Source organism: Roseinatronobacter sp. S2, assembly GCF_029581395.1.
GTDB lineage: Bacteria > Pseudomonadota > Alphaproteobacteria > Rhodobacterales > Rhodobacteraceae > Roseinatronobacter.
In genome coordinates, this window is record NZ_CP121113.1 from 1,733,535 (window position 1) to 1,760,088 (window position 26,554).

At 58.6% G+C, this 26,554-nt stretch carries 26 protein-coding genes and 1 other annotated feature; of the genes, 12 read left to right on the forward strand and 14 right to left on the reverse strand.

Features of this window, described 5'->3' with window-relative positions; genetic code table 11:
* Positions 1-30: 30 nt before the first annotated feature.
* Positions 31-726 carry a DUF502 domain-containing protein gene (locus P8S53_RS08230; protein ID WP_277806659.1) on the reverse strand — a complete coding sequence of 232 codons (696 nt, stop codon included), beginning with the start codon at positions 724-726 and terminating at the stop codon, positions 31-33.
* A 170-nt stretch (positions 727-896) separates the two neighbouring features.
* On the opposite strand from P8S53_RS08230, the gene P8S53_RS08235 reads away from it, so the two are divergent.
* Positions 897-1,460 (forward strand): hypothetical protein, encoded by a 564-nt coding sequence (locus P8S53_RS08235; RefSeq protein WP_277806660.1) that lies wholly within the window; start codon positions 897-899, stop codon positions 1,458-1,460.
* A gap of 22 nt (positions 1,461-1,482) precedes the next feature.
* On the opposite strand, the gene P8S53_RS08240 is transcribed toward P8S53_RS08235, so the two are convergent.
* Positions 1,483-1,689 carry a hypothetical protein gene (locus P8S53_RS08240; protein WP_277806661.1) on the reverse strand — a complete coding sequence of 69 codons (207 nt, stop codon included), beginning with the start codon at positions 1,687-1,689 and terminating at the stop codon, positions 1,483-1,485.
* Positions 1,690-1,965: 276 nt separating this feature from the next.
* On the opposite strand from P8S53_RS08240, the gene recA reads away from it, so the two are divergent.
* The 3 genes from recA to P8S53_RS08255 all read left to right on the forward strand — a co-directional run bounded on the left by recA (position 1,966) and on the right by P8S53_RS08255 (position 6,233).
* Complete coding sequence (gene recA / locus P8S53_RS08245; RefSeq protein ID WP_277806662.1) at positions 1,966-3,033, forward strand: recombinase RecA; 1,068 nt, start codon at positions 1,966-1,968, stop codon at positions 3,031-3,033.
* 249 nt (positions 3,034-3,282) lie between these two features.
* A complete protein-coding gene (gene alaS, locus P8S53_RS08250; RefSeq protein ID WP_277806663.1) occupies positions 3,283-5,943 on the forward strand; it encodes an alanine--tRNA ligase in 2,661 nt (886 codons plus the stop codon).
* Entirely contained in the window at positions 5,940-6,233 is a 294-nt protein-coding gene (locus P8S53_RS08255; RefSeq protein ID WP_277806664.1) for a DUF1330 domain-containing protein, read from the forward strand. The genes alaS and P8S53_RS08255 overlap by 4 nt, the downstream gene beginning before the upstream one ends.
* A gap of 52 nt (positions 6,234-6,285) precedes the next feature.
* On the opposite strand, the gene truA is transcribed toward P8S53_RS08255, so the two are convergent.
* Positions 6,286-7,056 (reverse strand): tRNA pseudouridine(38-40) synthase TruA, encoded by a 771-nt coding sequence (truA, locus tag P8S53_RS08260; RefSeq protein ID WP_277806665.1) that lies wholly within the window; start codon positions 7,054-7,056, stop codon positions 6,286-6,288.
* 36 nt (positions 7,057-7,092) lie between these two features.
* Entirely contained in the window at positions 7,093-7,944 is an 852-nt protein-coding gene (locus P8S53_RS08265) for an SDR family oxidoreductase (protein ID WP_277803489.1), read from the reverse strand.
* A gap of 114 nt (positions 7,945-8,058) precedes the next feature.
* Between P8S53_RS08265 and P8S53_RS08270 the strand changes: the two genes are divergently transcribed.
* Positions 8,059-8,514, forward strand: a complete 456-nt coding sequence (locus P8S53_RS08270) for a DMT family transporter (RefSeq protein WP_277803490.1) — start codon at positions 8,059-8,061, stop codon at positions 8,512-8,514.
* Positions 8,515-8,834: 320 nt separating this feature from the next.
* The gene (gene ppk2 / locus P8S53_RS08275) at positions 8,835-9,716 is read left to right on the forward strand and encodes a polyphosphate kinase 2 (protein WP_306417898.1); all 882 of its coding nucleotides are present in this window, start codon (positions 8,835-8,837) and stop codon (positions 9,714-9,716) included.
* 77 nt (positions 9,717-9,793) lie between these two features.
* Here ppk2 and P8S53_RS08280 read toward each other — a convergent pair whose 3' ends face one another.
* The gene (locus P8S53_RS08280; RefSeq protein ID WP_277803492.1) at positions 9,794-9,970 is read right to left on the reverse strand and encodes an RSP_7527 family protein; all 177 of its coding nucleotides are present in this window, start codon (positions 9,968-9,970) and stop codon (positions 9,794-9,796) included.
* A 206-nt stretch (positions 9,971-10,176) separates the two neighbouring features.
* Between P8S53_RS08280 and edd the strand changes: the two genes are divergently transcribed.
* Complete coding sequence (edd, locus tag P8S53_RS08285) at positions 10,177-11,982, forward strand: phosphogluconate dehydratase (protein WP_277803493.1); 1,806 nt, start codon at positions 10,177-10,179, stop codon at positions 11,980-11,982.
* A gap of 124 nt (positions 11,983-12,106) precedes the next feature.
* Here edd and P8S53_RS08290 read toward each other — a convergent pair whose 3' ends face one another.
* Both P8S53_RS08290 and P8S53_RS08295 read right to left on the reverse strand, forming a co-directional pair.
* Positions 12,107-12,802: a M48 family metallopeptidase gene (locus P8S53_RS08290; protein ID WP_277803494.1), complete on the reverse strand. Its 696-nt coding sequence runs from the start codon at positions 12,800-12,802 to the stop codon at positions 12,107-12,109.
* Between the two features lie 38 nt (positions 12,803-12,840).
* Entirely contained in the window at positions 12,841-13,584 is a 744-nt protein-coding gene (locus tag P8S53_RS08295) for a ZIP family metal transporter (protein WP_277803495.1), read from the reverse strand.
* A 333-nt stretch (positions 13,585-13,917) separates the two neighbouring features.
* Between P8S53_RS08295 and P8S53_RS08300 the strand changes: the two genes are divergently transcribed.
* The 3 genes from P8S53_RS08300 to P8S53_RS08310 all read left to right on the forward strand — a co-directional run bounded on the left by P8S53_RS08300 (position 13,918) and on the right by P8S53_RS08310 (position 17,127).
* Positions 13,918-14,502 carry an HNH endonuclease gene (locus tag P8S53_RS08300; protein ID WP_277803496.1) on the forward strand — a complete coding sequence of 195 codons (585 nt, stop codon included), beginning with the start codon at positions 13,918-13,920 and terminating at the stop codon, positions 14,500-14,502.
* Positions 14,503-14,639: 137 nt separating this feature from the next.
* Positions 14,640-14,695, forward strand: a sequence feature (sul1 is cis-regulatory element that is thought to sense ions involved in sulfur or methionine metabolism; They are found in Alphaproteobacteria).
* 64 nt (positions 14,696-14,759) lie between these two features.
* Positions 14,760-16,250: a SulP family inorganic anion transporter gene (locus P8S53_RS08305; RefSeq protein ID WP_277803497.1), complete on the forward strand. Its 1,491-nt coding sequence runs from the start codon at positions 14,760-14,762 to the stop codon at positions 16,248-16,250.
* A gap of 13 nt (positions 16,251-16,263) precedes the next feature.
* Positions 16,264-17,127, forward strand: coding sequence for a universal stress protein (locus P8S53_RS08310; protein WP_277803498.1), 864 nt, complete (start codon positions 16,264-16,266; stop codon positions 17,125-17,127).
* Between the two features lie 93 nt (positions 17,128-17,220).
* Here P8S53_RS08310 and P8S53_RS08315 read toward each other — a convergent pair whose 3' ends face one another.
* From P8S53_RS08315 to fliL, 7 genes are all read right to left on the reverse strand, one after another.
* Complete coding sequence (locus P8S53_RS08315; RefSeq protein ID WP_277803499.1) at positions 17,221-17,820, reverse strand: methyltransferase domain-containing protein; 600 nt, start codon at positions 17,818-17,820, stop codon at positions 17,221-17,223.
* Positions 17,821-17,955: 135 nt separating this feature from the next.
* Positions 17,956-18,642 carry a class I SAM-dependent methyltransferase gene (locus P8S53_RS08320; RefSeq protein ID WP_277803500.1) on the reverse strand — a complete coding sequence of 229 codons (687 nt, stop codon included), beginning with the start codon at positions 18,640-18,642 and terminating at the stop codon, positions 17,956-17,958.
* 873 nt (positions 18,643-19,515) lie between these two features.
* Complete coding sequence (locus P8S53_RS08325) at positions 19,516-21,765, reverse strand: hypothetical protein (protein ID WP_277803501.1); 2,250 nt, start codon at positions 21,763-21,765, stop codon at positions 19,516-19,518.
* Positions 21,766-21,767: 2 nt separating this feature from the next.
* The gene (gene motA / locus P8S53_RS08330) at positions 21,768-22,637 is read right to left on the reverse strand and encodes a flagellar motor stator protein MotA (RefSeq protein WP_277803502.1); all 870 of its coding nucleotides are present in this window, start codon (positions 22,635-22,637) and stop codon (positions 21,768-21,770) included.
* 94 nt (positions 22,638-22,731) lie between these two features.
* Positions 22,732-23,322, reverse strand: coding sequence for a MotE family protein (locus P8S53_RS08335; RefSeq protein WP_277803503.1), 591 nt, complete (start codon positions 23,320-23,322; stop codon positions 22,732-22,734).
* Positions 23,319-23,738 carry a hypothetical protein gene (locus tag P8S53_RS08340; protein ID WP_277803504.1) on the reverse strand — a complete coding sequence of 140 codons (420 nt, stop codon included), beginning with the start codon at positions 23,736-23,738 and terminating at the stop codon, positions 23,319-23,321. Before P8S53_RS08340 ends, P8S53_RS08335 begins: the two co-directional genes overlap by 4 nt.
* A gap of 10 nt (positions 23,739-23,748) precedes the next feature.
* A complete protein-coding gene (gene fliL, locus P8S53_RS08345; RefSeq protein ID WP_277803505.1) occupies positions 23,749-24,234 on the reverse strand; it encodes a flagellar basal body-associated protein FliL in 486 nt (161 codons plus the stop codon).
* Positions 24,235-24,355: 121 nt separating this feature from the next.
* On the opposite strand from fliL, the gene fliF reads away from it, so the two are divergent.
* Both fliF and P8S53_RS08355 read left to right on the forward strand, forming a co-directional pair.
* A complete protein-coding gene (fliF, locus tag P8S53_RS08350; RefSeq protein WP_277803506.1) occupies positions 24,356-25,963 on the forward strand; it encodes a flagellar basal-body MS-ring/collar protein FliF in 1,608 nt (535 codons plus the stop codon).
* Positions 25,964-26,554, forward strand: a complete 591-nt coding sequence (locus P8S53_RS08355) for a hypothetical protein (protein WP_277803507.1) — start codon at positions 25,964-25,966, stop codon at positions 26,552-26,554.

Consider the following 26,554-nt stretch of genomic DNA (forward strand, 5'->3'; position numbering starts at 1 on the left):
CACCCCCCCAAAAAACACGCCGGGCGCGGATCACCCCTTTGGGATACTGACGGGCGGCGTATCGCCACCATTGCGTGGCTTGCCTTTGCGTGTGTCAGGATACACCAGACCCGCTGAAATCACCAGTTTCGCGGCATCTTCGATCGACATGTCCAGCTCGATCACATCTTCACGCGGCACAAACAGCAAGAACCCTGATGTCGGGTTCGGCGTGGTGGGCAGGAAGATCGACACCATATCGCCCTTGCCCGACAGGTGATCCCCGATTTCCCCGCGCGTGGTTGTCGAAATGAACGCCATCGCCCATAGGCCGGGGCGCGGGTATTGCACCAGACAGGCGCGGTCAAATGTGGGGGCTGTGCGCGCCAAAATCGTGTCGGCGATCTGCTTGACTGCGTTATAGATGGACCGGATGATGGGCATCGCCTCGACAATGCGTTCGCCCCAGCCCACAAGCGTGCGCCCGATCAGCCCTTTTGTGAAATAGCCCATCACCAGCGTAAAGATGACAAATACAATCACCCCCACACCGGGCACATCCAGCCCGACCATCGCCTGCGGGTGAAAACTGCGCGGGATCAGCGGCAGAACCAGCCCGTCAATCCATGTAATCACGTTCCAGACCAGCCAGATGGTCAGCACGCCGGGCGCGATCACGGCCAGACCGGCGATGAAATTGCCGCGAAGCGATGCGATCAGTCCGCGTTTGGTTGGGTCTTGGCTCATACGATGTTTTCCGTTTTGCGCAGGTCCGGCATAGATGTGCCAGCCGCAACGCCTATGCAAGCGGCTTTGCGAAATTTACATCCCCGCGCTTGCGCAAATTACGACGGGCCACGTTTTGTGTATATAGTGAAGTCTGGCAGCAGGTGCCGCACCCTGCTAAGGACACCAGCATGGATGAGGATTTCACTGAACGGCTTTTTACGCATTTTGTCGGCGGGGCTTGGCGGGCGCCTTTGGGGACATACGCAATGCCCGTTACCTTGCAAGACGGCCATGTGGTCGGGCAGGTCATTGCCGCAGAGCAGGCGGATATTGCACGCCTGTGCCGAACCATGCGCGGTGCGGACCCCGCGGCACGAACGCGCTTTGCCACGCTGATTGCGCGGGCTGCGGATGATCTTGCGCGCGCACTTGCCGCGCAAGGCGCAAATGTCGGACAGACCGCAATCGCGGCCATGTCAGGGGGTGTTTGTCATGACCATCGCGCAGGTGGCGCTCCGGTCTGTCTGTGCGCGTCAGTCGGGCACGATCCGATATGGTTCGGGCAACGCCTGGGCGAGGGGGTGTCGCGCGGCGTTGCCTATTGCCCGCCCCCGAACGAGGTTTTGTTTGCAACACTGTTGGCAGGCCTTGCTGCGCAAGCAGACCTGCCGCCGGGTGCGTTTAATTTACTGCACGGTGACAATGCGCGGACAAAAACACTCCTGACAAGCGCGGGTGTGCCATGTCTGTAGCCGCGCAGTGCCGCAAGATATGCTACAGATACATCCGCGGTCCGATGACCTTTGCGGGAATATCCTTGCGTGTCAGGCCCATTTCAGCCAATTCTTCGTCGGACTTGCTGTTGTAGTAGCTGATGCGCTGATATGTGGGTGACATGGTTGCAAGACGCGTCACAAAAGCCAGTAGCTTTTTGCCGAATTCATTGCTGCCGCTCACTGCATTGGTTGTGATATTCGCCATTTGGAAACCCTTTGCTCAGGTGTTTCCCCCCATATGCAGGAACTTAGGTCAGAAATGCTGACTTTACCAGTGCGGCCTTGACAACCCCGCCTTGCGCTGCGCGCAACACTGTCTGACGTATGGCAGGTCAACGGATTGTTAACCAGTTTTCGCTAAGATCGCAGAGAGCGAGGCAAGAAAAGTTCTCGCTTTGTGCCTTAATTTGAATTATAGAACAATTAATGAACAAACCTGCGATTGCCGTGCGCGGCGCGCTGTGGAATAAGGGGCGAAACAATGGCTGTAGCGGATTTGCTGACAATGACTGACAAGCGGACGGCGGAAAAACAAAAGGCGCTTGATTCAGCGCTTGCCCAGATTGAACGCCAGTTTGGCAAAGGCTCGATCATGCGGCTGGGTGCTGACAGCCCGGTGACCGAGATTGAGTCAACCTCCACAGGGTCGCTGGGGCTGGATATTGCGCTTGGAATCGGTGGTTTGCCCAAAGGGCGCATTATCGAAATTTATGGTCCTGAAAGTTCGGGCAAAACCACGCTGACCCTGCATGCCGTTGCAGAAGAACAGAAAAAGGGCGGCATTTGCGCCTTTGTGGACGCCGAACACGCGATGGACCCGCAATATGCGCGCAAACTTGGCGTGAATCTGGATGACCTGCTGATTTCCCAGCCCGATACGGGCGAACAGGCGCTTGAAATCGTCGATACGCTTGTGCGTTCGGGCGCGGTGTCGATGGTTGTGGTCGATTCGGTGGCGGCATTGACGCCAAAATCCGAACTTGAAGGCGATATGGGCGATTCGAATGTTGGCGTGCACGCACGGCTGATGTCGCAGGCCATGCGCAAACTGACGGGGTCGATTTCGCGGTCGAATTGCATGGTGATTTTCATCAACCAGATTCGCATGAAAATCGGCGTGATGTTTGGCAGCCCCGAAACCACGACGGGTGGCAATGCGCTGAAATTCTACGCATCCGTCCGGCTGGATATTCGCCGGATCGGCGCAATCAAGGACCGCGATGAAGTGGTCGGAAATCAAACCCGCGTCAAGGTTGTCAAGAACAAGGTCGCGCCCCCCTTCAAACAGGTGGAATTCGACATCATGTATGGTGAAGGCATTTCCAAAACCGGCGAATTGCTGGATCTGGGCGTCAAGGCGGGCGTGGTCGAGAAATCGGGTGCGTGGTATTCCTACGGCGATGAACGCATTGGGCAAGGGCGCGAGAATGCGAAGACCTTCCTGAAGGAAAACCCGCAACGCGCGCTGGAAATTGAAGACAAGATCCGTGCAGCCCATGGTCTGGACTTTCCCATGGCGGAAGGCGACGCATCCCTGACCGAGGATTAAGCGGCTCAGGACTATATAATCCTGGGGTGTCTGTTTTCCGACAGGCGCCCGATGATATACTGAACAAGCCGGGGGTGTCCGGGATATATAGCCTTGTTCTTGCTCGAAAATCGGAACCGCGTTGTGCTTTTCAACGGATATGGGCGCAGGACGACCCGTCAGATTACGGCTCAGGTGTGGACAGGCCCTGTCTGCGCGGATAAACGGGATTGAAACTTGTCCCGTCCCGCTTTCGCGCCGGAGTGAAAAATGCCCAGTCTGAACGACATTCGCACGACTTTCCTTGATTATTTTGCCCGAAACGGTCACGCGGTGGTCGACAGCTCGCCGCTTGTGCCGCGCAACGACCCTACCTTGATGTTCACCAATTCGGGCATGGTTCAGTTCAAGAATATGTTCACCGGGTTGGAACAGCGCGATTATAACCGCGCCACCACATCGCAAAAATGCGTGCGCGCGGGCGGCAAACATAATGATCTGGACAATGTCGGCTATACGGCGCGCCACCATACATTTTTCGAAATGTTGGGGAATTTCAGTTTCGGGGATTACTTCAAGGCTGAAGCGATTCCATTTGCGTGGGAATTGCTGACCCGCGATTTTGACATTCCCAAGGACCGGCTTCTGGTCACGGTATATCATACCGATGATGAAGCCGCTGAAATGTGGAAAAAAGTGGCGGGCCTGCCCGATGACCGCATCATCCGTATTGCGACCGACGACAATTTCTGGCGCATGGGGCCAACCGGCCCTTGCGGCCCCTGCACCGAGATATTTTTTGACCATGGCCCCAGCATCTGGGGCGGCCCTCCGGGCAGTGCGGAAGAAGATGGTGATCGTTTCATTGAAATCTGGAATCTGGTCTTCATGCAGAACGAGCAGCATGACGATGGCCGCCTGACCGAATTGCCGCGACAGTCGATTGATACCGGCATGGGGCTGGAACGGATTGGCGCATTGCTGCAAGGCAAGCATGACAATTACGACACCGACCTGATGCGCGCCTTGATCGAAGCGTCCTGCCACGCCACAAGTTCGGACCCCGATGGTCCGGGCAAGACCCATCACCGCGTGATTGCCGACCATTTGCGCGCCGTGTCCTTCCTTATTGCGGATGGGGTCATGCCCGCAAATGACGGGCGTGGCTATGTGTTGCGCCGGATCATGCGCCGCGCCATGCGCCATGCCCATATGCTGGGCGCGCAAGACCCCGTTATGCACCGTCTTGTGCCCGCGCTGGTCAGCGCGATGGGCAGCCATTACACCGAATTGCGGGATGCGCAGGCCCTGATCACACAAACCCTGCACGCCGAGGAAACGCGTTTCCGGCAGACACTGGACCGCGGCCTGAAGCTGCTGGATGCCGAGTTGGAGGGGCTGCCCGAAGGGACAACCCTGTCGGGGCAGGCCGCTTTCAAACTGTATGACACGTTCGGCTTTCCGCTGGACCTGACGCAGGACGCTTTGCGCGAACGTGGTCGCGCCGTGGATGTTGCGGGATTCGATGCCGCCATGTCAGAGCAAAAGGCCCGCGCCCGCGCCAGTTGGGCAGGATCAGGTGACGCGGCCGATGCGACCATCTGGTTCGATCTGGCCGACCGCTTCGGGACCAGCGAGTTTCTGGGTTATGATATGGAAACGGCCGAAGGGCAGGTTCTGGCGCTTGTTGTGGACGGGGCAGAGGCAAAATCTGCCACGGGCGAGGTGCAGATCATCACCAACCAGACGCCATTTTACGCCGAATCCGGCGGGCAGGTGGGCGATACCGGTTTCATCCGGTCGGGCAGCGGCGTGGCTGAGGTGACAGACACACGCAAATCTGCCGGGCTTATCATCCATTTTGTCAAAGTGACCGAGGGCGAGATTGTGACGGGCCAGCCCGTCAAGCTGGAGGTGGCGCATGCCCGCCGCAGCGCCATTCGCGCCAACCATTCCGCGACGCATTTGCTGCATGAAGCGCTGCGCCGCGCATTGGGGGACCATGTTGCGCAAAAAGGATCGCTGAACGCGGCGGAGCGGTTGCGGTTCGATTTCAGCCATGGTGCGGCCATTGGTGCAGACCAACTGGCCCAGATCGAGGCAGAGGTGAACGCGTTTATCCGGCAGAACACCCCTGTCGATACCCGCATCATGACACCCGATGATGCCCGCGCGCTGGGGGCGCAGGCGCTGTTTGGCGAAAAATACGGCGACGAAGTGCGCGTGGTGTCGATGGGCAATCTTGCCGGTTCGGGCAAGGGCCATGACGGCAATACCTATTCGCTGGAACTGTGCGGCGGCACCCATGTCGGGCGCACGGGCGATATTGGCGCGTTTGTCCTGCTGGGCGAGGGGGCGTCATCTGCCGGTGTGCGCCGCGTCGAGGGGCTGACAGGGCAGGCGGCGCTGGCCTATCTGCGCGCGCAGGATGCCCGTTTGTCGGAAATTGCAGGCGTGTTGAAAGCGCCCGCACAGGATGTAGGCGAGCGTGTCCGCACCCTGCTTGACGAACGCCGCGCCTTGCAAAACGAAATCGCACAGCTGAAACGTCAGGTGGCGATGGGCGGCAGCGGTGATGGTGGCGATGATGTGCGCGACGTTGCGGGGCTGAAAGTGATTGCCAAGGTCATGAACGGTGTTTCCGGCAAGGACCTGCCGTCGCTGATTGATGCGATGAAAGAAAAACTCGGGTCTGGTGTGGTTATTCTGATCGCGGATACAGGGGCCAAACCTGCGGTTGCCGCCGGTGTCACTGCGGATCTGGTTGAACGGCTTTCTGCCGTCGATCTGGTGCGCGAAGTTGTGGCCGGACTGGGCGGCAAGGGCGGTGGTGGCCGCCCTGACATGGCGCAAGGCGGCGGCGCCGATATTTCAAATGCGGACGCGGCGCTGGCCGCCGCACTGTCCCTGATAGAAAAGGAAACTGCATGAGCGCGCTTTGGATTGCACATGTCGAAGTAACCGACGCGGACGCCTATGGCGAATACGCCAAACGCGCGACAGGGGCCATCGCGGCACATGGTGGCGTGTTTATCGCGCGGGCGGGACGCTACGTTCAGCTTGAAGGGCGCGAACGCGCGCGCAATGTCGTCGCGCGCTTCCCATCCGTGGAAGATGCCGTTGCCTGCTATAATTCGCCCGAATATCAAGAAGCGCTTGGCTTTGCCAAAGGGGCCGCAGAACGCGATCTGGTTATCGTCGAGGAAGTCAGCCCCGGCTGAACGGGGCTGTCCGGTCAGGGCATGGGCCGTGCATTCGGCCTGAAGGCGCCATTTAAGTGGCGAACGGGTCTGACGGGTAACCAACGCCTGCAAGATATAAGCCGTCGGGCGGGCTTACCGGCCCGCAGGCGGCACGGTCACAGGCTTCAAGCGCGGTTTTCACATCTTCCGGTGTCCATGCGCCTGACCCCACACGCTCCAATGTGCCAACAATGCTGCGCACCTGATTGTGCAGGAATGATCGCGCGCGCAGCGAAAAGCGGAATTCCTGCCCTTCGGGCAGGGTCACGCAGTCTATGTCGATGGCGTCCAGCGTCTTGACGGGCGATGCCGCCTGACACTGGCTTGCGCGGAAGGTGGTGAAATCATGCGTGCCCAGCAGATGCTGCGCTGCGTGCTGCATGGGTGCCAGCGAAAGTGCGTGCCGGACGTTCCAGACCTGTCCTGCCTCGAATGTGGGGGGGGCGCGACGGGCCAGCAGGCGGAACAGATAGCGCCGCTCGGTTGCGGAAAAACGGGCGTGAAACCTGTCATCAACCTGCGCGCAATCAAGGATGGCAACAGGGGCAGGGCGCAGATGGTGGTTCAGGGCAGCCATCAGGCGGAAGGGGGGCCAATCGCGGCGCATGTCGCAATGGGCAACCTGACCCATGGCATGCACACCGGTATCAGTGCGCCCCGCAGCCCCGATGGACGGCAGATCAGGTTCCAGTTTTGCCAGTGCGGATTCTATCGCGCCCTGGACTGACGGCAGGGTGACCTGACGCTGCCAGCCGCAGAACGGTCGGCCATCATATTCAATTTTCAGGGCATATCGTGGCATGAACGGGCAATTAGCGCGGGCGCGCGGATTTGGCAATCAACCTTCTGCGTCCAGTATTGCGCGCAACCCGCTTTCGTAATCCGGATACAACAGTTTCAGCCCCAGTTCGCGCTTTATGCGGTCATTGCGGACACGTTTGCTGTCGGCATAAAAGCTGCGCGCCATGGGGGACAGATCCGCATCCTCGAACGGGACTTCGGGGGGGACGGGTAACCCTGCAATGCGGGCAGCATAAGCCAGCACATCCTGCGGGGGCGCAGGCTGGTCATCGCACAGGTTATAGACGCGACTGCCGATGTCCGAATGGATTGCAAGATCCAGCGCCTGCCCGATATCGGCCTGATGGATGCGCGAAAAATACTGTCCGGGCTTTACCACACGTTGCGCGCGCCCCTCGCGCAGTTTGGCAATCGGGCCGCGCCCCGTCCCGTATATTCCCGCAAGCCGGAAGATATGCAACCGGACCCCAGCCGTGTTGCAGGCATTCTGCCATGCGGTTTCTGCCTGCACACGCGCCTGCGCGCGCGCAGATGCAGCGTTGGGAATTGTATCTTCGTCGACCCAGCCCCCTTGCTGGTCGCCATAGACGCCGATTGTGGACAGATAACCCACCCAGCGCAGATGGGTCGCGCGTGCAATATTCGCGCCATGTGCAGCCAGAACCGGATCATCATCGCGGGGCGAAACCGATGTTAACAGATGCGTGGCTTGCGCCAGCGGCAACGGGTTTCCGGGCCAGATCAACGGGGTTACCCCGCGTTCCGTCATGGCGCGGGCCTTGTCGGTGCTGCGCGTTGTGCCAATGATGGTCCAGCCGCGCGGCAGCAAAAGCGGCTCCAGCGCCTGCGCACTGTATCCGTGCCCTATTGAGAGAAGTGTTCCTGTCATGCTGTCAGTATTGATCCAAGCGCCGCGGCACTGCAAGGGTTGGGCGCGGTATTTTCGCACTGGCGGGGCGCGGCGGGTGCTGGCAATGTGGCGAAAACTGAGAAGGTGCCATCCATGACCCCTGAAACCGCTAAATACGCCTTGATCATGCTGGCCGCAGGTGTCGGTGTGCCGGTTCTGGCGGCGCTGAATGCGCAGCTTGGGGCGCGCATTGGATCGCCCGCGATTGCGGGCGCGATGATGTTCTTGATTGCCGCTGTTGTGGCCGTGGCGGTCGCGGCGGTTCTGGGGCAGGCGAATACGGTGACAGCGCTGCCTGCACAGCCCAGATACCTGTTTCTGGCGGGCATTCTGATTGCGTTTTACTTGTTGTCGATCTCATGGGTTGCGCCGCGTTTTGGCGTGGGCAATGCCGTGATGTTCGTGCTGTTGGGGCAGATTGCCGCGATTTGCGTGATCGACCAGTTCGGCCTGTTCGGGGCGCGGCTGCGTCCGCTTGATCTGCCGCGCCTGATCGGAATTTTGCTGATGGCCGTAGGGGTCGTTCTGGCGCAGCGCCCGCCTTCATGAAACAGATTTATGACGCGGACAGGCCGGACACACACGATGGCCGCTGAATCTGGTGTGATTTGATCAATATCAAAGACAGGTTTTCATCAATTTGCCATGATGCAACCTTGATATTTCGCCCAAACACAATTCAGGAGCAGTTAATGAAAGATGCAGTGCCAACCACGCCCGCAATTACGCCGGATCAGGACGTTCAGCAGTCCGTGGCATCTGACAATGACGCCGCAAATGAGTCCGTGCCTGATATTGATGCGGCCCCCCCGCAGGTGGTGGAACAGGAGGCCAAACCGCCCTTGCCCAAGGCAGACACGGCACAGAAGATGAAGACAGCGCCCAAGACCTACAGGTGGGTTCCCGACCCCGCTGACTTGACCACGGATGAGATTAATGCGTTTTTCGAGTCGGATCGCTACCCTTACCGCTACAAAATGCCACGGCGGACTTATGAGCAGGAAAAGGCGCGCCTTCAGGCCGAGCTGCTGAAAGTGCAGAAATGGGCCATCGATACCGGAGAGCGCTTCGTGTTCCTGTTTGAAGGGCGCGACGCTGCGGGCAAGGGCGGCACCATCAAGCGGTTCAACGAGCACCTGAACCCGCGTTTCGCGCGCGTTGTGGCACTCAACAAGCCGTCAGAACGTGAAGCGGGCCAATGGTATTTTCAACGCTATGTCGAGCATCTGCCAACATCAGGTGAAATGGTGTTTTACGACCGGTCGTGGTATAATCGCGCAGGCGTTGAACGGGTGATGGGGTTTTGCAGCCCGACAGAATATCTGGAATTCATGCGTCAGGCCCCGGAATTTGAACGCATGCTGGTGCGGTCCGGCATCCGGCTGCACAAGTTCTGGTTTTCTGTCACACCCGAAGAACAGTTGCGCCGTTTTACCGCGCGCGAAACAGACCCGCTAAAACGCTGGAAATTATCACCCATCGATAAGGCAAGTCTTGGCAAATGGGACGAATACACCCAAGCCAAAGAAGCGATGTTCTTTTATACCGACACTGCCGATGCGCCGTGGACTGTCATCAAATCCAAAGACAAGAAACGCGCGCGGCTGGAATGCATGAAGCATTTTCTGTCCACGCTTGAGTATCCTGACAAAGACCCGGAAATCGCAAGAAAGCCTGATCCCCTGATCGTGGGGCGCGCGCGTCATGTGGTTCTGTCCGGCGCGGAACTGGGCCATGTCATGGGTGCATAACCGGATGCGCAACCAAATGAAAAGGCGGGCCATCTGGCCCGCCTTTTTCGACAGCTTGCATCGCCCGTGACGGGCAATCAGGCTTTGCTGGTGCCGTGGTCGTTTGCGTGCTGTGCCGTGTGAAACTGGGCCACAAGACGTGCCCAGCCTTTGCGGATACCTGCCTTAATGTATGCTGCGCGCAGGCGGCGGGCGTCTTGCTCCAGACGGGTCACGTCCAGAATTGTCGGTGCTTCATCGTGAAGTTGTGTCATTTTGTAAGCCTTGCCATAGTGTTTGTCTGTTGCATCAAGAAATAGACGCTGCATCGCAGCATTGCGAGGGACAATACGGAAAGCCCGTTATGCAACCAGTGCATTCCTGTTCACATCGCTTGCCACGTTAGCGCTAACTGTTTATACGAAGGCAGGACACTGAACTTACGCCCGCGCGCATACCGCGCCAGCCAATCGGAGGGATCATGCCAATCAATTCCGGGATAGAAGCCGTCACGGACAGAATTCGCAACCGTTCGGCCGCGCGAAGGGCGCAGTATATGGACCGGATGCGCGCCGCTGCTGATGCCGGACCCGTGCGTGCGCATCTGTCTTGTGGCAATCAGGCCCATGCCTATGCCGCCATGCAGGACGACAAGGAAAATCTGGCCACAGGCCGCGCGCCCAATCTGGGCATTGTCACGGCCTATAATGACATGCTGTCGGCGCATCAGCCGTTTCAGGCCTATCCCGATATCATCCGTGCCGCGGCGCGTGCAGCTGGCGGCACTGCGCAGGTTGCAGGCGGTGTGCCTGCCATGTGTGACGGTGTCACCCAAGGTCAGCCCGGCATGGAATTGTCGCTGTTTTCGCGCGATGTGATTGCCTTGTCGGCGGGCGTTGCCATGTCGCATAACTGTTTTGATGCGGCTGTGTGGCTTGGGGTTTGTGACAAAATCGTGCCGGGGCTTATCATTGCGGCGGCAACTTTTGGCCATGTGCCATCGGTGTTTATTCCTGCCGGTCCCATGACCAGTGGCTTGCCGAATGATGAAAAGTCAAAAATCCGTCAGCAATTCGCCCAAGGTGAAATCGGGCGCGAAGACCTGATGAAGGCCGAAATGGCCAGTTATCACGGCCCGGGCACCTGCACATTCTATGGCACCGCCAATACAAATCAGATGCTGATGGAATTCATGGGCCTGCATCTGCCGGGCACCAGCTTCGTCAACCCGGGCACGCCACTGCGCGAGGCACTGACAGTCGCTGCGACCGAACGCGCGCTGGCCATTACTGCGCTTGGCAATGATTACCGCCCCGCCAGTCAGGTGCTGGATGAACGTGCTTTCGTGAATGGAATTGTTGGGTTGATGGCCACGGGCGGGTCCACCAATCTGGTGCTGCATCTGCCCGCGATGGCGCGCGCGGCAGGTATTGAACTGACCTTGCAGGATTTCGCCGATATCTCGGATATGGTGCCGTTGATGGCCAAGGTTTATCCCAACGGTCTTGCCGATGTGAACCATTTTCACGCTGCAGGCGGGCTGGGCTTCATGATTGGTGAATTGCTGGATGCGGGCCTGCTGCATGATGATGTGTGCACCATCGCGGGTGACGGGCTGGCACGCTATGCGCAGGAACCCAAACTGCATAACGGCGCGCTGGTCTGGGAGGATGGCGCGGGACATACGCTGAATGACCGCATTCTGCGCCCCGCTGCGCAGGCGTTCCAGAAATCAGGCGGGCTGAAGCAACTGACGGGCAATCTGGGGCAGGGGGTGATCAAGACCTCGGCGGTGGACCCGTCGCGCCATGTGATCACGGCGCGTGCGCGCGTGTTTCACGAACAGGCAGCGGTCAAGGCGGCGTTTCAGGCGGGCGAATTTACCGAAGATACCATTGTCGTGGTGCGTTTTCAGGGACCTGCCGCCAATGGCATGCCGGAATTGCATTCACTGACGCCCATTCTGGCTGTGCTGCAAGATCGCGGGCTGAAAATGGCATTGGTCACCGACGGGCGCATGTCGGGGGCAAGTGGCAAGGTGCCGGCGGCAATTCATGTGGCCCCCGAAGCGGCCAAGGGGGGACCGCTGGCGCGGGTTCAGGACGGTGATATGATGCGCCTTGATGCGGTCACCGGACGTCTGGATGTGCTGGAAGAGGGCTTTGACGCACGCACGCCTGTCACGGCAGACCTGTCCGCGAATGAATTCGGGCTGGGGCGGGAAATGTTCGCAGCCTTCCGACAGGCGGTGGGCGATTCAACCGAAGGGGCGGCGGTCGTCGTCTGACGGGGCGTCGCAATCGGGCGCGCAGCCCAGCGGGCGGGGGGGACCGGAGGGCGCAAGTCCCGACGCGCGCCGTGGCCCCCTCAATGGGGGCAAGGCGCGCCCCCCTTCCAAGGTAAAGAAACGGCTACAGGCGCTTGGGCGCAATTTCCCAACGGGCCTCGTTCTCCTCTATGGCGCGAATGCGTTCTGCGGTTTTAGGATGGCTCATCAGCCATGCGGGCATCCCGCCGCCCATACCAGTCAGGGTTTCCAGCTTGCGAAACAGGTCTTTTTGCGGCGCGGTGCCGATCTCGGCCTTGACCAGTAGCGCAGATGCATAGGCATCCGCTTCATATTCGTCATTGCGGCTTAATTTTGCGGCCAGAACAGACACCAGAAAATTCGCAATGATCACACCCAAGCCCGGCAAAAAGCGGTTGAACACCGTGGCCAGCGCCATGCGCACGGCATTTGTTCCCGAAAAATCGATCATGCGCTTGCGCGAATGTCCCAGCGCCACATGCCCCAGCTCATGCGCAATGACACTTGCCAGTTCTTCTGCCGTAACCTCTCCCTGACGGTATTTGTTATAGAATCCGCGGGTGATGAAAATGCGCCCGTCGGGTGCTGCCAGCCCGTTCACCGGCTCGATTTCATAGATATGAACCTTGATATGATCGACGCCCACTGCCTTTGCAAAGCGGTCGGTCAACCGTTTCAGCCGCGCATCGGCCAGCGGAGAGGATTTCTCATCCAGCTCTTGTTTGGTACGCCAGCTTGAAAACCAGTACATCACCAGTCCATATGCCAGCAGGATCAGAATAGGGGCAAGTTTCAACATATGCAGAATATGGGGCGCGTGCAGGGCATAGGCAATGCCTATCCGCCCAGAACAAGTGTCAGGCCCATCATCACCGTAAAAGAAAGTGTGACAATGACGCCGGTTGTCGCGTGCTCCACCCCCTCGCGTGCGTCTGGCAGAAGTTCCGAGAAGATCATCCAAAGCATGGCCCCTGCGGCAAGCCCCAAACCGACTGGCAAAAACGGCGCAAAACTTAGCACAAACAAAAAGGCAGGGACCGCCAGTAGCGGCTGCGGCATAGATGACAGGATTGCCCACCGGGCCGCCTTGCCGACACTTGCGCCGCGCGGCACCATGATCAGCGCGATGGCAAGCCCTTCGGGCACGTTATGCAGCGCAATTGCGATGGTGATGAAATCGCCCAGTTCCCGCCCGCTGCCATAGGCCACGCCCACCCCCACACCTTCGGCGGCGGAATGCATGGTCATGACCCCCATGATCAACAGGATCTTCAGCCCGTCCGCGCCTTGGACATTGGCAATGCTGACATCGGTGCGCGTGTCCAGAACCCGTTTTGCCAGCCATATGCCGATTAATCCCAGAACCAGCCCGATCAGCGTGCGAAAGCCCGAAAACTCAAACCCTTCGCTAATCAGGCTGAAGGTCGCGGCCAGCATCAGCCCTGCGGCGAGGGCGTTGCCATAGGCCAGCGCACGCGGGGTGACATTGCGCATCGCGACAAGCGGCAAGGCGCCAAGTCCGGTCGCAACTGCGGTGACGGTGGCGGCAAGGAATACCAGCAGGGTGGTTGGGTCGGACACAGGTGAACCATATTTAGAATAATTCTAACTTACGTCCATTCTACTGGTATCGTCAAGTGCGGACAGGCGGATTTCACAGATTGCACGCCAGTTCGGCAGCTCTGGCAGGGGGGCGCGCGACCGTTTTGACCATAAATGCCGCAGGTGCATATGAATTGTCACATCAATGTTGTCTGAACGCGCTAAAAACCATCCTGCGACATTTGGTGTATCATAAAGACTTGCCAGATGGATTGCCCTATATATAGTCCAACTCACGGCGTAAGGAGTTTTTGCGCCACAGCCCCTGCGGGGTGCGAACCCTTGGGGGGTGCCAATACGGAGGCGGCACCTATGGATGGTGATTTCAGAACTGATTTTGTGCGTGATCCGGTGTGCCTGCGGAATTTCCCGGCATTGGTGCTGAATGCAGATTACAGGCCGCTGTCCTATTACCCCTTGTCGCTATGGCCGTGGCAGGATGCTGTAAAGGCGGTGTTTCTGGACCGCGTCGACATTCTGGCCGAATACGATCAGGTTGTGCGCAGCCAGCGCATGGAAATTCGGGTGCCGTCGGTGGTCGTGCTGCGCGATTTTGTCAAACCCCGCAAGCGTGTCGCCTTCACACGGTTCAACCTGTTCCTGCGCGATGAATTTTCATGCCAGTATTGCGGCGCGCGCAATGACCTGACATTCGACCATGTTGTGCCGCGCAAACTGGGTGGGGTGACAAGCTGGGAAAATGTGGTCGCGGCCTGCGCACCCTGCAATCTGGCGAAAGGGTCCAAAACCTTGCGGGACTCAGGGCTGAAGCTGCGCCAGACACCTTACCGCCCCGATGCCGAAACCCTGCGCAACCTTGGCCGCCGTTTTCCGCCGAACCATTTGCACGACAGTTGGCTGGATTACCTGTATTGGGACACCGAGCTGGAGGCCTGACAAAAAACGCACGCCGTAGCGTTCGGAAAATGCACAGAAAAGCCGCACTCTGACCGCGCTGCGCTGCAATGCAGCAAGGTGTTTTCCTTTTCGGGTTGCGCAAGATGTATCTTTTCGCGTAACAGCAGGTCAAATAGCATGGACCCGGTGCAAGTCCGGGTGGCTCTTCCGGCCGCTGATCCGCCGGATAACCTGAACAACCACCATGAAAAGCCGGAGTGCTGTCGCTCAGTCTATTCCGGTCAGGAACCCAATACATGATTACACTTGATGCTTACCGCGCACAGTGGTTCGGCAATGTGCGCGGCGATCTTATCGCCGGTCTTGTCGTGGCACTGGCCCTTATTCCCGAAGCAATTGCCTTCTCCATCATCGCGGGCGTTGACCCCAAAGTTGGGCTTTATGCCAGTTTCTCCATCGCGGTTCTGATTGCCTTTACCGGCGGCAGGCCGGGCATGATTTCGGCGGCCACGGCTGCGACAGCGGTGCTGATGGTCACGCTGGTGCGCGATCACGGGCTGGAATACCTGTTGGCGGCCACGGTGCTGGCGGGGCTGTTGCAGATTGGCGCAGGCATCCTGAAGCTGGGGTTCATCATGCGCTATGTGTCGAAATCGGTGATGACCGGCTTCGTTAATGCGCTGGCGATCCTGATCTTTCTGGCGCAACTGCCGGAACTGGACCCGCGCGACGTATCGTGGATCACTTATGTTCTGGTCGCAGCAGGGCTTGGCATCATCTACGGGCTGCCGCTTCTGACCAAGGCAATTCCGTCGCCGCTGGTGACGATTGTGGTGCTGACGATTGTGGCGATTGTGCTGGGGCTGGATGTGCGCACCGTTGGCGATATGGGCGAATTGCCCGACACGCTGCCGGTGTTTCTGATCCCCGATATTCCGCTGACTTTCGAGACACTGATGATCATTCTGCCCTATTCGGTGGCCGTCGCGGTTGTGGGCCTGCTGGAAAGCCTGATGACGCAGAATATCGTTGATGACCTGACCGACACCAAATCGAACCGCGATCAGGAATGCATCGGGCAGGGTATTTCCAACACCGCCACCGGCTTTATCGGTGGCATGGCGGGGTGCGCGATGATCGGGCAAAGCATCATCAACGTCAAATCCGGCGGGCGGGGGCGGTTGTCGTCTTTTGCAGCAGGGGTCTATCTGTTGTTCATGATCCTTGTGCTGGGTGATCTGGTCAGCCGGATTCCCATGGCCGCCCTTGTCGCGGTGATGATCATGGTGGCCATCGGCACATTCTCCTGGTCGTCGATCAAGGCGCTGAAGGTGCATCCGCGCTCCAGCTCCATCGTGATGATCGCGACTGTGGTGACGGTGGTGTATACCCATAACCTTGCCATCGGTGTGCTGGTCGGCGTGTTGTTGTCGGGCATTTTCTTTGCGGGCAAAATCGCGCAGCTGTTTACCATGCGCACGGAAATTTCGCGTGATGGCCGCACCCGCACCTATATCGTCGAGGGGCAGTTGTTCTATGGCTCGGTCGAGGATTTCATGAATGCCTTTGATTTCCGTGAAACGCTGGACCGTGTCGTCATTGATGTCAGCCGTGCGCATATCTGGGATATCTCTTCCGTTCAGGCGCTGGACATGGCAATCCTTAAATTCCGCCGTGACGGGGCCGAAGTTGACGTGATCGGCATGAATGAAGCGACAGAAACCATCGTTGACAAGCTTGCCATTCATGACAAGCCCGGCGCGATGGACAAGCTGATGTCGCATTGAAGGGGGACATGACATGACTGACCAACCACAGAAAATCGTGGCCCTTATTGATGGGTCTGTCTATTCGGCCAGCGTGTGCGAACATGCCGCGTGGATTTCACAGCGCACGGATGCGCCTGTCGAATTGCTGCATGTGCTGGGCCGCCGTGACGCGCCGGAAAAGACGGACCTGTCCGGCGCCATCGCCCTTGGCGCGCGCTCGGCCCTGCTGGCCGAACTGGCCGAACTGGATGCACAACGCGCCAAACTGATCAGCCACCGCGGCCGCGCCATACTGGAAGATGCGCGCGCCATTCTGGACAAGGCGGGTGTCAGCGAAATTACAACCCGCTTGCGTCAGGGCGATGTGGTCGAAACGGTCAGCGAGGTCGAAAAGGATGCCCGCGTTGTCATGGTCGGCAAACGTGGCGAAGCGGCGGATTTTGCCAAGGGCCATCTGGGGTCCAATCTGGAACGCATTATCCGTGCCAGCACCAAGCCTGTCTTTGTCGCCTCGCGCGCGTTCAAGCCCATCGAAAAGGTGCTGGTGGCTTATGATGGCGGCGTATCGTCCATGAAGGCCGTTGATCACATCGCCCGCAGCCCGCTGTTTCAGGGGCTTTCGGTGCATGTTGTCACTGTGGGCACTGCCACCGCAGAGGTCAAGAAAGGGCTGGACGACGCAAAAGCGCTGCTGAAGGCCGCAGGGATCAACGCGGAAACATCTGTCATTGCGGGCCAGCCGGAAACAGCCCTTGGCAAACTGGTGGACGAGGCGGGCTTTGATATGCTGGTCATGGGCGCTTACGGCCATTCGCGCATCCGCAGTCTGATCATCGGGTCCACCACCACGGAAATGATCCGCTCGTGCAAGGTGCCCGTGGTGCTGATGCGCTGATCTGCCAAAGTTGAAAGCCGCCCTGTTCAAGGCGGCTTTTGCTGCTATGCGCGGCCTTTGTTCACACCATAGCAGGCCTTTGGCCGTGCCAGCTTATGGTCGGGCGGTAAACACCGCCATCTGACTGGCACCCCCAAGGTCCGGATGACAGCCCGCAATGTCGCGATAGCTGACATCATACCCAAACGCCGCACCCACACGGTCGCCCCATTTACAAAACCGCGCGCGCGGCCATTCAAAACGGTGGTCGGGGTGGCGAAACCGGTGCGCAGGCACCCCCAGAAGCACGTTGAATTCCGCATTCGGGGTTGTCACAACCACCATGCGCGGCCGCATCTGCCCGAATACGGCGCGTTCCAGCTGCGACAGGTTGGACGGGTCGATATGTTCAATCGTCTCGATCAAGACCGCGCAATCAAATCCGGCCAGCGCAGGGTGCGCTTCGGTCATGGACCCCGCGCGCAATTCGGTGCTGGCCACCGTTTGCGGCAGTTTCGACAGCCGGTTTTGCAATCGCGCAAGTGATGCGGTGCAAATATCAACGCCCACCAGCCGTGTGATTTCCGGATGTGCGGCCAGCCGCACAAACAGATCACCGTCCCCGCATCCCAGATCAAGCACACTGCGCGCGCCCGAATTTGCGACCACACCAAAGGCCGCTTTCAGCCGTTCCTCATGCATCCATGTGGTCACGGTGTCCGCCCCCCAATGGGCACATCGCGCACGGGAAATTCGGCGGGTATGCTGGGGTATATCTGCAATACGTCCCGCCGTTTTGCGGGGCAGGTGGGGCACTCATGCAGATGCGGCTTTGTCATGGCGCCACCGCTACCGCGAAACAGGGCGTTGCATCAAGACCACATCTTTGACCGGCACATGACATGTCCACCCCCAAAGCTGCGCCAGATAGTGAAATGTTGCCTCGCGGTAAAACACCACATGTGTCGGGTCCTTACGGTAATGCCATGTCGCAAAGCGGGCATCCTCGGTCTGGAAACATGTCATCACGCCCATCCAGCCACCGGGGCGTACAAGCCCGCGCAAGCGGGCAAATTCGGCGCGGGGGGTATGGAAATGCTCGGCCGTCTCGGTGCAGGTCACGAAATCATACACTGACGACAAGGGCGCCGGATCAGGGGCAAAAAACGGATCGAACAGCGCCACGTTGTGGCCGGCCGCGCGCAGGATTTCCGCAAGCGCAGGACCAGGCCCACAGCCATAATCCAGCCCATGCGATGCCGGTGAAAGCCGTTCAAGCAACGGGTCGGCCAGTTTGCGCAGAAAACGGCGATAGCGCGGGTCGTCGGCATGGTTTTCGTGGTGCAGGTAGTGGGCGTATTCGTCCTCGCGTGACAGCCTGTGTTGTGGCGCCAGAAATCGCGCTTCGCATGACAGGCACCGGAAATAGTCCTGCCCCCCGACAGACAGGAACACTTGGGGCTGTTTGGCTGCGCAGACCGGGCAACCGTCGGGGTCGGGCGATGATGGCGGAGCGAATTCCGCACGCCCCGTCATGTGGTTGATCCGGGAGTGCTGTGGTCCAGAAGGATTGCCAATGCGCAGGGCCGGAACATCTGTGGGGTGTGAAATACCGCAGGCGTTGCCCGTAGCCGCGGCAAAGCTTGCCCAAGGCATTCGGCGAATTGTGCAAAAGCCCGATCGTCTGACGATGGTCCGCCCCCTTCGTCCGGATTCAAATGCTTGCGGCCAGCGGCAATGCCCGAAGATTGGCAGGGATGCCCACCTTGCATGACAATGACCATGTCGGGCATATGGGCTTTTCTTCTCCCTCTCCAGATATCGGGCTTGCGCCTCAGGGACGGCGCACCAATGGCAGAAATGACAAGGCAGAGGGTTTTGAACAAAGCGGGCATATTATCCCTATCTGATGGGTGCTCAGGTTTTGATCCGATGATTTTTCCTTATTGCAAGGTGCGTGTCGTCCGCTTTCGCCCATGTTTTCGCGCGAACGATACCCATGTTGGAACGGCCGTTATGGTAAGTCCAGTGCGAATATTCGAACTCAGATCCACCGCCACCCGCCCGAAATACCATGAGGTGCGTTGCATATTTACCGTGTCACAAAATCGGGTTCGCATCGCCGGAATGTTTGCTCCACATGCCCCGGACAGATTGTGCGGCTGGAACTGCGGCCGGGAGTTCGTCCAACCGCCTCGATGAAATGCCGCCATGTACGATTTTGTATGCGCAGGCAAGAAATCGGGTCCGATGCTTCTGCGCGGGCGGTTGAGTTAGACCAGTAGCGCCGCTTGAAACTCAGGGATAAACGCCCCTGATCCGCCCCCAACGCAAAGGGATGGCGCGCGTCTACAGTCCCTCAGGCATGAGTGTGTCTTTGGTTTGACACTGTTGATCTGTTCTCAACCGTCACGGGCTGGAAAGAAGAACATCGGCCAGACGTTCCCGTAACTGGGCGCTGCTCAGGACGGTGTTTCGGCCAGCGTCCAGCAGGCCTGTCTCTGCCCCAAATTCGCCTTCAACGGATTGGGGTGTGCCTTGGGCAAATTCTATATCATCTTGCTGAACTGATTGTGCGAGTATCGGTTCCTCAATCGTGCGTGTCTGCACCCCCCCCGAGGGCGCGGCTGAATCCTCGGGCATTGGGGGGGATGGTTGAGGTTCTGCTACGTTGGTCGCGTCAGGTTTCGGCGCAATCCGGACCGGCGGGTCAACGTCTGCCAGAAACGGTCCAGGCATTTCATCTCCGCGTGTCGCATTGCTGGCGCTGTCCGCTGATGGTTGTGTTAACAGGTATGCCTGCTCCTCAAATCCCAGCGACGCAAGACGGATTGCCAGCGCCTCTTTCCCTTCGGTGGACAGCGGCAGGTCCCAGGGTGTGTGCTCGAATATCTGCTTGACGAACACCGTGTCATCGGCGCGCGCGGTCAGATCCAGCAGCAGTTCTTCCAGCAGGATTTCGTTTTCTCGGGCAATCAGCCCCGCATCATTCATGCGCACAAGCGCAAGTGCATCGGCAATGCGTTCCGAGCGTGACAACCCTAGCGCAAGAAGTGTGGAGAGCGAGCGCCCTTCGTCTGAACCGCGAAGCGCCCGCAGCAGCGATTGCGCTTCATCCGCAAGCTCGGATGAGATTGGCAGATTCAAGGCTTCCTGTCGTTGTAACAAGAAAATTAACGACTCTATGGTCGGATCAGACAGCAGATCATGTTCCAGTCTTTCTGCGTCCTTTTCGGACACCCGCGGCAGGTCAAGCGTTGCCTGGGCCAGCCGAAGGGGATCAGAACGTGTCTCCGAGATACGATCAAGACTGTCCCGAATGCTATGTGCCTGCGATAAATGGCCCTGCGCGGCAAGGTGGCGGATAACATGTGGACCAAGATGAAGTCGTAGATGGGCAGGCAGGGCCTGAAGCAATTGAACCAGTTGTGGAACGGGAAAGTTATCCGGTAGCGGACCCGGAAGCGTGGCAAGCGCCTGCCAAAGCGGCGCGACCCCACCGCAAGCCCCTATATCCAGTGCAGCAAGCCAATCTGGCAGGGGTTCAAGATCGACAAGATAGCTGATACTTTCCAAAATCCCGTCTTCTGGCCGGAACGGCCTGATCAAAGACAGGATCTGGCGCGCCTCTGCCCCGAAACCAAGATAGAGGTTGTGTTTCACGAGGCTGCGTGTTGCGTCAAGATCAAGCGCGTCCATCTCATTGTACATCACCCCTGAACCATATGGTGCAAGCAGCAGGGGTGCATCCGTCCCCCATTCCGAAGGGTCGATGCTGGCCGGGGCCGGACAGATTGAAAATATATCGTTTTGCAAGCTGCGCGGCGTGGTCCCGCGCGCGGCCGCCACGCTGTCCGTGATTGTCAGATGTCCGGAAGCATTGGTGCCCTGCGCGGACACATCGGAGTGCGGTCTGTCTTCTGTGACGGGCATGTTTGGCTGGGGGGCGGGCTTGATATCCCGATCGGGGGTCAACAGCCCTTGACCAACGGCTTCGGACAAGGCGCGCCCGAGGTCCTGCGTCATCCCTTCCAGTGACGCGATCGGTTGCGAGGGAACATCTGCGGGCAGATTTACGACATTACCTAAAGGTGCGCCGATGAGTTGAGAGAGCAACAACGACCTGTGCTGCTGCGTTTCAACAAGACGCCCGGTCAGCGAGTTGGCAAGCGATTGCCCTGCCGTCACGACATGATCAGGTGCTTTAACCGCGACATCGGGCCGCCCCGGTTGCATTTGCACAGAGCGGGTTTGCGGGCGCGTGGTGTTGGCTGCAGGCTTGGCCTTCGGGGCTTCGATTTCCACGATGTCCATGACCAGATACTGCGGTAAATCCTCGGAGGCGCGAACGATGCAGTCACAGGCCAGCCGCATTTCCAGACCTGTATCTGTTTGCTGTAGCGAAGCAAGGCGCGTTCTGGGAATTCGGGAAAACGTCTGCGACAGGTCGAAATCAAGCGCGGGACCTGAAATACTTAGAATAGCCAAATGGCCGTCCTGTGTCAGGCGCCAGTCATTTGCTTCGGGTATCTGAATGACAAGGCGTGTGAAAACTGTATGTTCCCCCGCCCGCACGGGAACTGTGGTGGTTTGGGCAAAGGCCTTGAAGCCGATAACGGGCATACACAGTATGACCAGAAAAATAAAGAATTTCCACATAGTTACGCTACGTTCTTCTTGAGGTCCCGCATCGCGGTTTCCAGTTCGCTGAAATCCGGGCGTTGGTGATGTGGTGTGTTTTGTCGCCCGACTTCAATGCAGATATTGGCAGGATGGGCGTGCAGATTGGCGATCATCACTTCGCGGATCAGTTGGAAAAAATGATCGTCCTCTTCGACAATGTCTCGCATGCGTCCCGCGATCGGCCCTACGAAACAATATGCCAGGAAAACCCCCAGAAATGTGCCAGTCAGCGCCCCACCGATCATCTTGCCCAGAATCTCCGGCGGCTCGGCAATTGAACCCATGGTTTTGATAATCCCCAGCACCGCTGCCACAATGCCCAGTGCGGGCAGGGCGTCTGCAACAATTTGCACCGCGTGGCTGGTGTGCAGCGCATGATGTTTGTGCGCTTCGAGCCGTTTATCAAGCACTTCTTCAACCTGGTGGGGGTCGTCATAATTCATGGATGCCGCGCGTAAGGTGTCACAGATCAGGTCCACAACATCATGATCCGCCAGAATTTTTGGGTATTTCAGAAAGATGGCAGAGTCAGAGGGAGCCTCGATCTGTTCCTCGATTGCGACAGGATTTTGCCGTGACAGCCAGATCAGTTCAAACAGCAGGCACAAGAGATCGCGATAATCCGCCGCCAGCCATTTCGGTCCCTTGAACACACGTGAAATGTCCCGCCCGGTGCCTTTTATAGTTGCGATATTGTTGCCAAGGATGAATGCCCCCGCGGCGGCGCCACCAATCATTGCCATCTCGAATGGTAGCGCCTTCAGGATAATTCCCATCGTGCCCCCGGCGGCAAGATACCCGCCGAAAACCATGACGAAGACAATAACGATGCCAACAATTGCTATCACAATAAGCCTCTGTCTTGTGTGTGTGTGTGATGTGCTTCAAGCGATGATCTTGGCGCAGCTTCGTTAAGAAAGCGCTTCCGCGACTTGTGAAAAATCAGTTCTGTGGCGCATTCGCGTTGCGTCCGGCAAGTACGGCACTGATTGCGTAGGCAGTCATAGGATCGAGTGCGGCCATGACGGCGCCGGCAAAATCCGGCCTAAGGCGGGCGAAGAACCCGGCGGCAAACTGGACGTCCATCTGCCCGAAAAGATCTGCGGCCTGCTGTGGTTTCATGTGTTCATAAACGGCTGTCAGGCGCGCGACATCATCCTCTGCGGCCGATTCGGTCAGGGCCAGCGTTTGCAACAGGCGTTCCTCTGCCAGTGCGAGTTGTTCCAGTTGCTGACGAATATCCGATTCCGCTTGCCGCAGGTCTTCGGCGCGCTGATCAAGGCGCTCTTCCATTTGCTGCAAGCGTGCCTCTCTCGCGCGCAGGCTTTGGAAAAGATCGCCCGGATCGGGTGACGCGGCCTCCTGCGTGGTGGTGGCCTCGACTGGCGGCGGAGTATTTTCTGCGGCGATAACTTCCGCGACACCAAGGCCAAGACGGGACAGGCCCGCGAAAAAGAACAGCCCCGTCAACACCATAAGTGCAGAAGATGCACCGCGTTTGTGGGCTGGATTGCGTGTGACCGGTCTTTTCATGCGCGACGACCTGCTGCTTCGCGTTGTCGCAAAACACGAGGTTTCTTCGCCTTGTCACGAATAAGGGGCGAAAAATCAGTGTCTTCGTCACAATCTAGGTCGTTGCCGGCACCTGCCGTCGCGCGGCTGGTGCGGGACCGCGGCTGCGTGGCGGCAAGCAGCAATTCAAGGTTTCGGGTCGCGGTTTCGGCGCGGGCAATTGTCAGGTTCAGACCGGATTCTGCCTTGGTGCTGGATTGCGACGCTGCATTCAGCGCCTGAGTCAATGCGTCCACCTGTTGGGACAAGATCGCGATTGCCGAACCCACATCCCCATCCAGCCGCGTCAGCGCGCGCAGCCTGCGCGACAGAAGCATGCAATAGGCGGCAGCGAGAAAGGCCCCAAGCGCAACAGCGATATCTATCAGAATTGCCATAAGAAACCCCTTAGCTAAGTACAAATTCAGTGATCAGGAAATCGCGAATATGCCCTTGGCCCGCGACAGTTTGCAGCCGCCGCAAGATCTGGGCGCGCAGCCGGATCAGCGAGGCCGGTTCAGCCAGATCGCGCGGATCGACCGCGCGCAGATACATGTTGATGACGTCAATAAACCGGGGCTGAAGTCGCTCAATCTCGGTGCGCGACGTTGCTTCCACTTCGATTTGACCCGCGAACTGCAAATGCCGCGATGTTGACCCCGGCGCCAAGCTTATGGTGATTCGCTCAATCGGGATGAATGCAAAATCCTGCGCGATGGCAGCAGACTTTTTGCCTTGCTCCGATGGGGCCAGAATCATGCCTGAATAGACCGCGAAAAACGCCCCCCCCCCCAGCAATAATGCGCCTGTCAGGCCAATAATGATTGGCCCCCTTCGCGACTTTCTGGAGGGGTCTGTTCCGTCACTGGCTGGTGTGTCTGTGGCTGTGGTCATCTGCCATTTCCCGAAAAGCGAATTTTCTTTGGTATGCCACAAGGTCACTAACCGATTGTTAAGCGAGAGCGACGAGACTGCGATCAGGTCAAGGGCAGAAGCCCGCACAAGGAGATTCGCAGTGCAGAAGATTCAGTCGCTCTGGTCCGCACTGGACACGACGAAACGCGTCATGATTATCGGGGCCGCCGTTTTGATGTTCGCGGCCATCATGGGACTGGCACGGCTTGCATCCAGCCCCGGAATGTCACTGCTGTATGCAGGGCTGGAAGATGCGGCGTCCGGTGAAGTGATCCAGATGCTCGATACCCGCGGCATTCGCTATGATGTGCGCGGGGATGCGATTTTCGTGCCCTCCGCGCAGCGCGATGAGACGCGGCTGATGCTGGCGGCCGCAGGTTTGCCCGCCAATTCCCATTCCGGCTATGAATTGCTGGATTCGCTGTCCGGCTTTGGCACCACATCCCAGATGTTTGATGCCGCTTACTGGCGCGCGCGCGAAGGGGAACTTGCGCGCACCATATCGGCAAGCCCGCATATTCGTTCCGCGCGCGTGCATATTTCGCAAGGGGCGAATTCCGCGTTTCGGCGTGAAATCGCACCCAGTGCGTCGGTTACCGTGACAACCACCTCTGGTATGCTCAACCCTGCACAGGCGCGCGCGATCCGTTTTTTGGTGGCTTCGGCCATTGCCGGTATGCAGCCGGAGGATGTGTCGGTCATCGATGGCGCGGGCGGTCTGGTCTATGGTCCCGAAACCGAATCGCTCCCGAATGGCAGCGCTAGTGACCGTGAAGCCGACATGCGCCGCAGGGTGGAGCGACTGCTGGAAGCCCATGTCGGCTATGGCCGCGCCGTGGTCGAGTTGAGTGTCGAGACGGTGACCGACCGCGAGACGATTCAGGAACGACTGGTCGATCCTGATACGCGTGTCGCAATCAGCACCGACACCGAGGAAAGCGAAATAAACAGCACCGATTCGCGCGGGCAGGGCGTGACAGTTGCAAGCAATCTGCCCGATGGGGATGCGGCCGGGGCTGACGGCAGCGCGCAAAACCGCGAAAGCCAGACCCGCCAGCGCACCAATTTCGATGTGTCTGAAACCCGCCGCGAAATCGAGCGCGTTCCAGGCGCGATCCGGCGTTTGACCGTCGCGGTCTTGATCGACGGAATTACTGATACAGATGCGGATGGTGTCGCGACATGGCGCCCACGCAATGCGGACGAACTGGAAGGCCTGTACGAACTTGTGGCCTCCGCTGTAGGGTATGATGAGTCGCGCGGCGATGTCATAACCCTGCGCTCGCTTGCATTCGAACCCGTGGCCGCGCTGGGAACCGAGGCAAGCTCAGGTTTGTTTTCAGCCTCAAACCTGGACATCATGACATTGCTGAAATGGGTGTTTGCGCTGATTGCGCTGGTGGTTCTGGCCATCTTTGTGCTGCGCCCGATTCTGCGGGCCGCCACGCAATCCGCCAATGTGCAGGGCCTCGCGGATTTTGACACCGATGCGCCCCCTGCCTTGATGGGGGGTGGGGGTGGATTTCCGGAAATGAACATGCCGCTTGCCCTGGATTTTCCCGCAATGGGAGGAGGGGGCGAGGCATATGGCGGGTCGGACGACCCTGTCGCGCGATTGCGTGAACTGATTGCAGAACGCCAGCAAGAATCGGTCGAAGTGTTGCGCCACTGGATGGATGACACCAGCAATTCCGCGAAGGGGAAATAGATGCGAAATGCGATGCTGAAGCTGGAGGTGTTTGAAACCGCAGCGCCGGATGAAGCCCCCTTGCTGGATGCGGAGGCGGCAGAAAGCCTGCGTGCGGATGCCTATGAGCAGGGCTACGGTGCGGGCTGGCATGATGCCTTGCAGCAGATGCGCGATGAAGATGCGCTTCGCGAAAGTGCCGCACTGGAAGCGCTTCAGGCAATCAGTTTTACCTATAATGAGGCGCATGGCGCGCTGGAAACTTCGTTTCTGTCCCTGACACGGTCCTTGCTTGAAGCGGTGGTTCCGGAAGTTCTGCGCCTTTCCTTGTCCGAGATTGTTCTGGAAAACCTGCACCATGCGGCTGCCAGAGAGACGCGTCTGCCGCTGAAGCTTTATTGTGCACCGCAGGCACGCGCGGCACTGGAGCGCGTGACATCTGCGGTCCCGGGTCTGGAGATCCAGCTTCTGGACGAGCCGAGCTACAGCGAAGCGCAAGTGTCGTTGCGCGTTGAAGATCAACAGAGAAACATCGATCTGGATGCTGTTCTTGCGCAGCTTCATGCAGCCTTCGCGCACCAGATCGCGCTCAAGGACAGAAAAGAGGCCTGA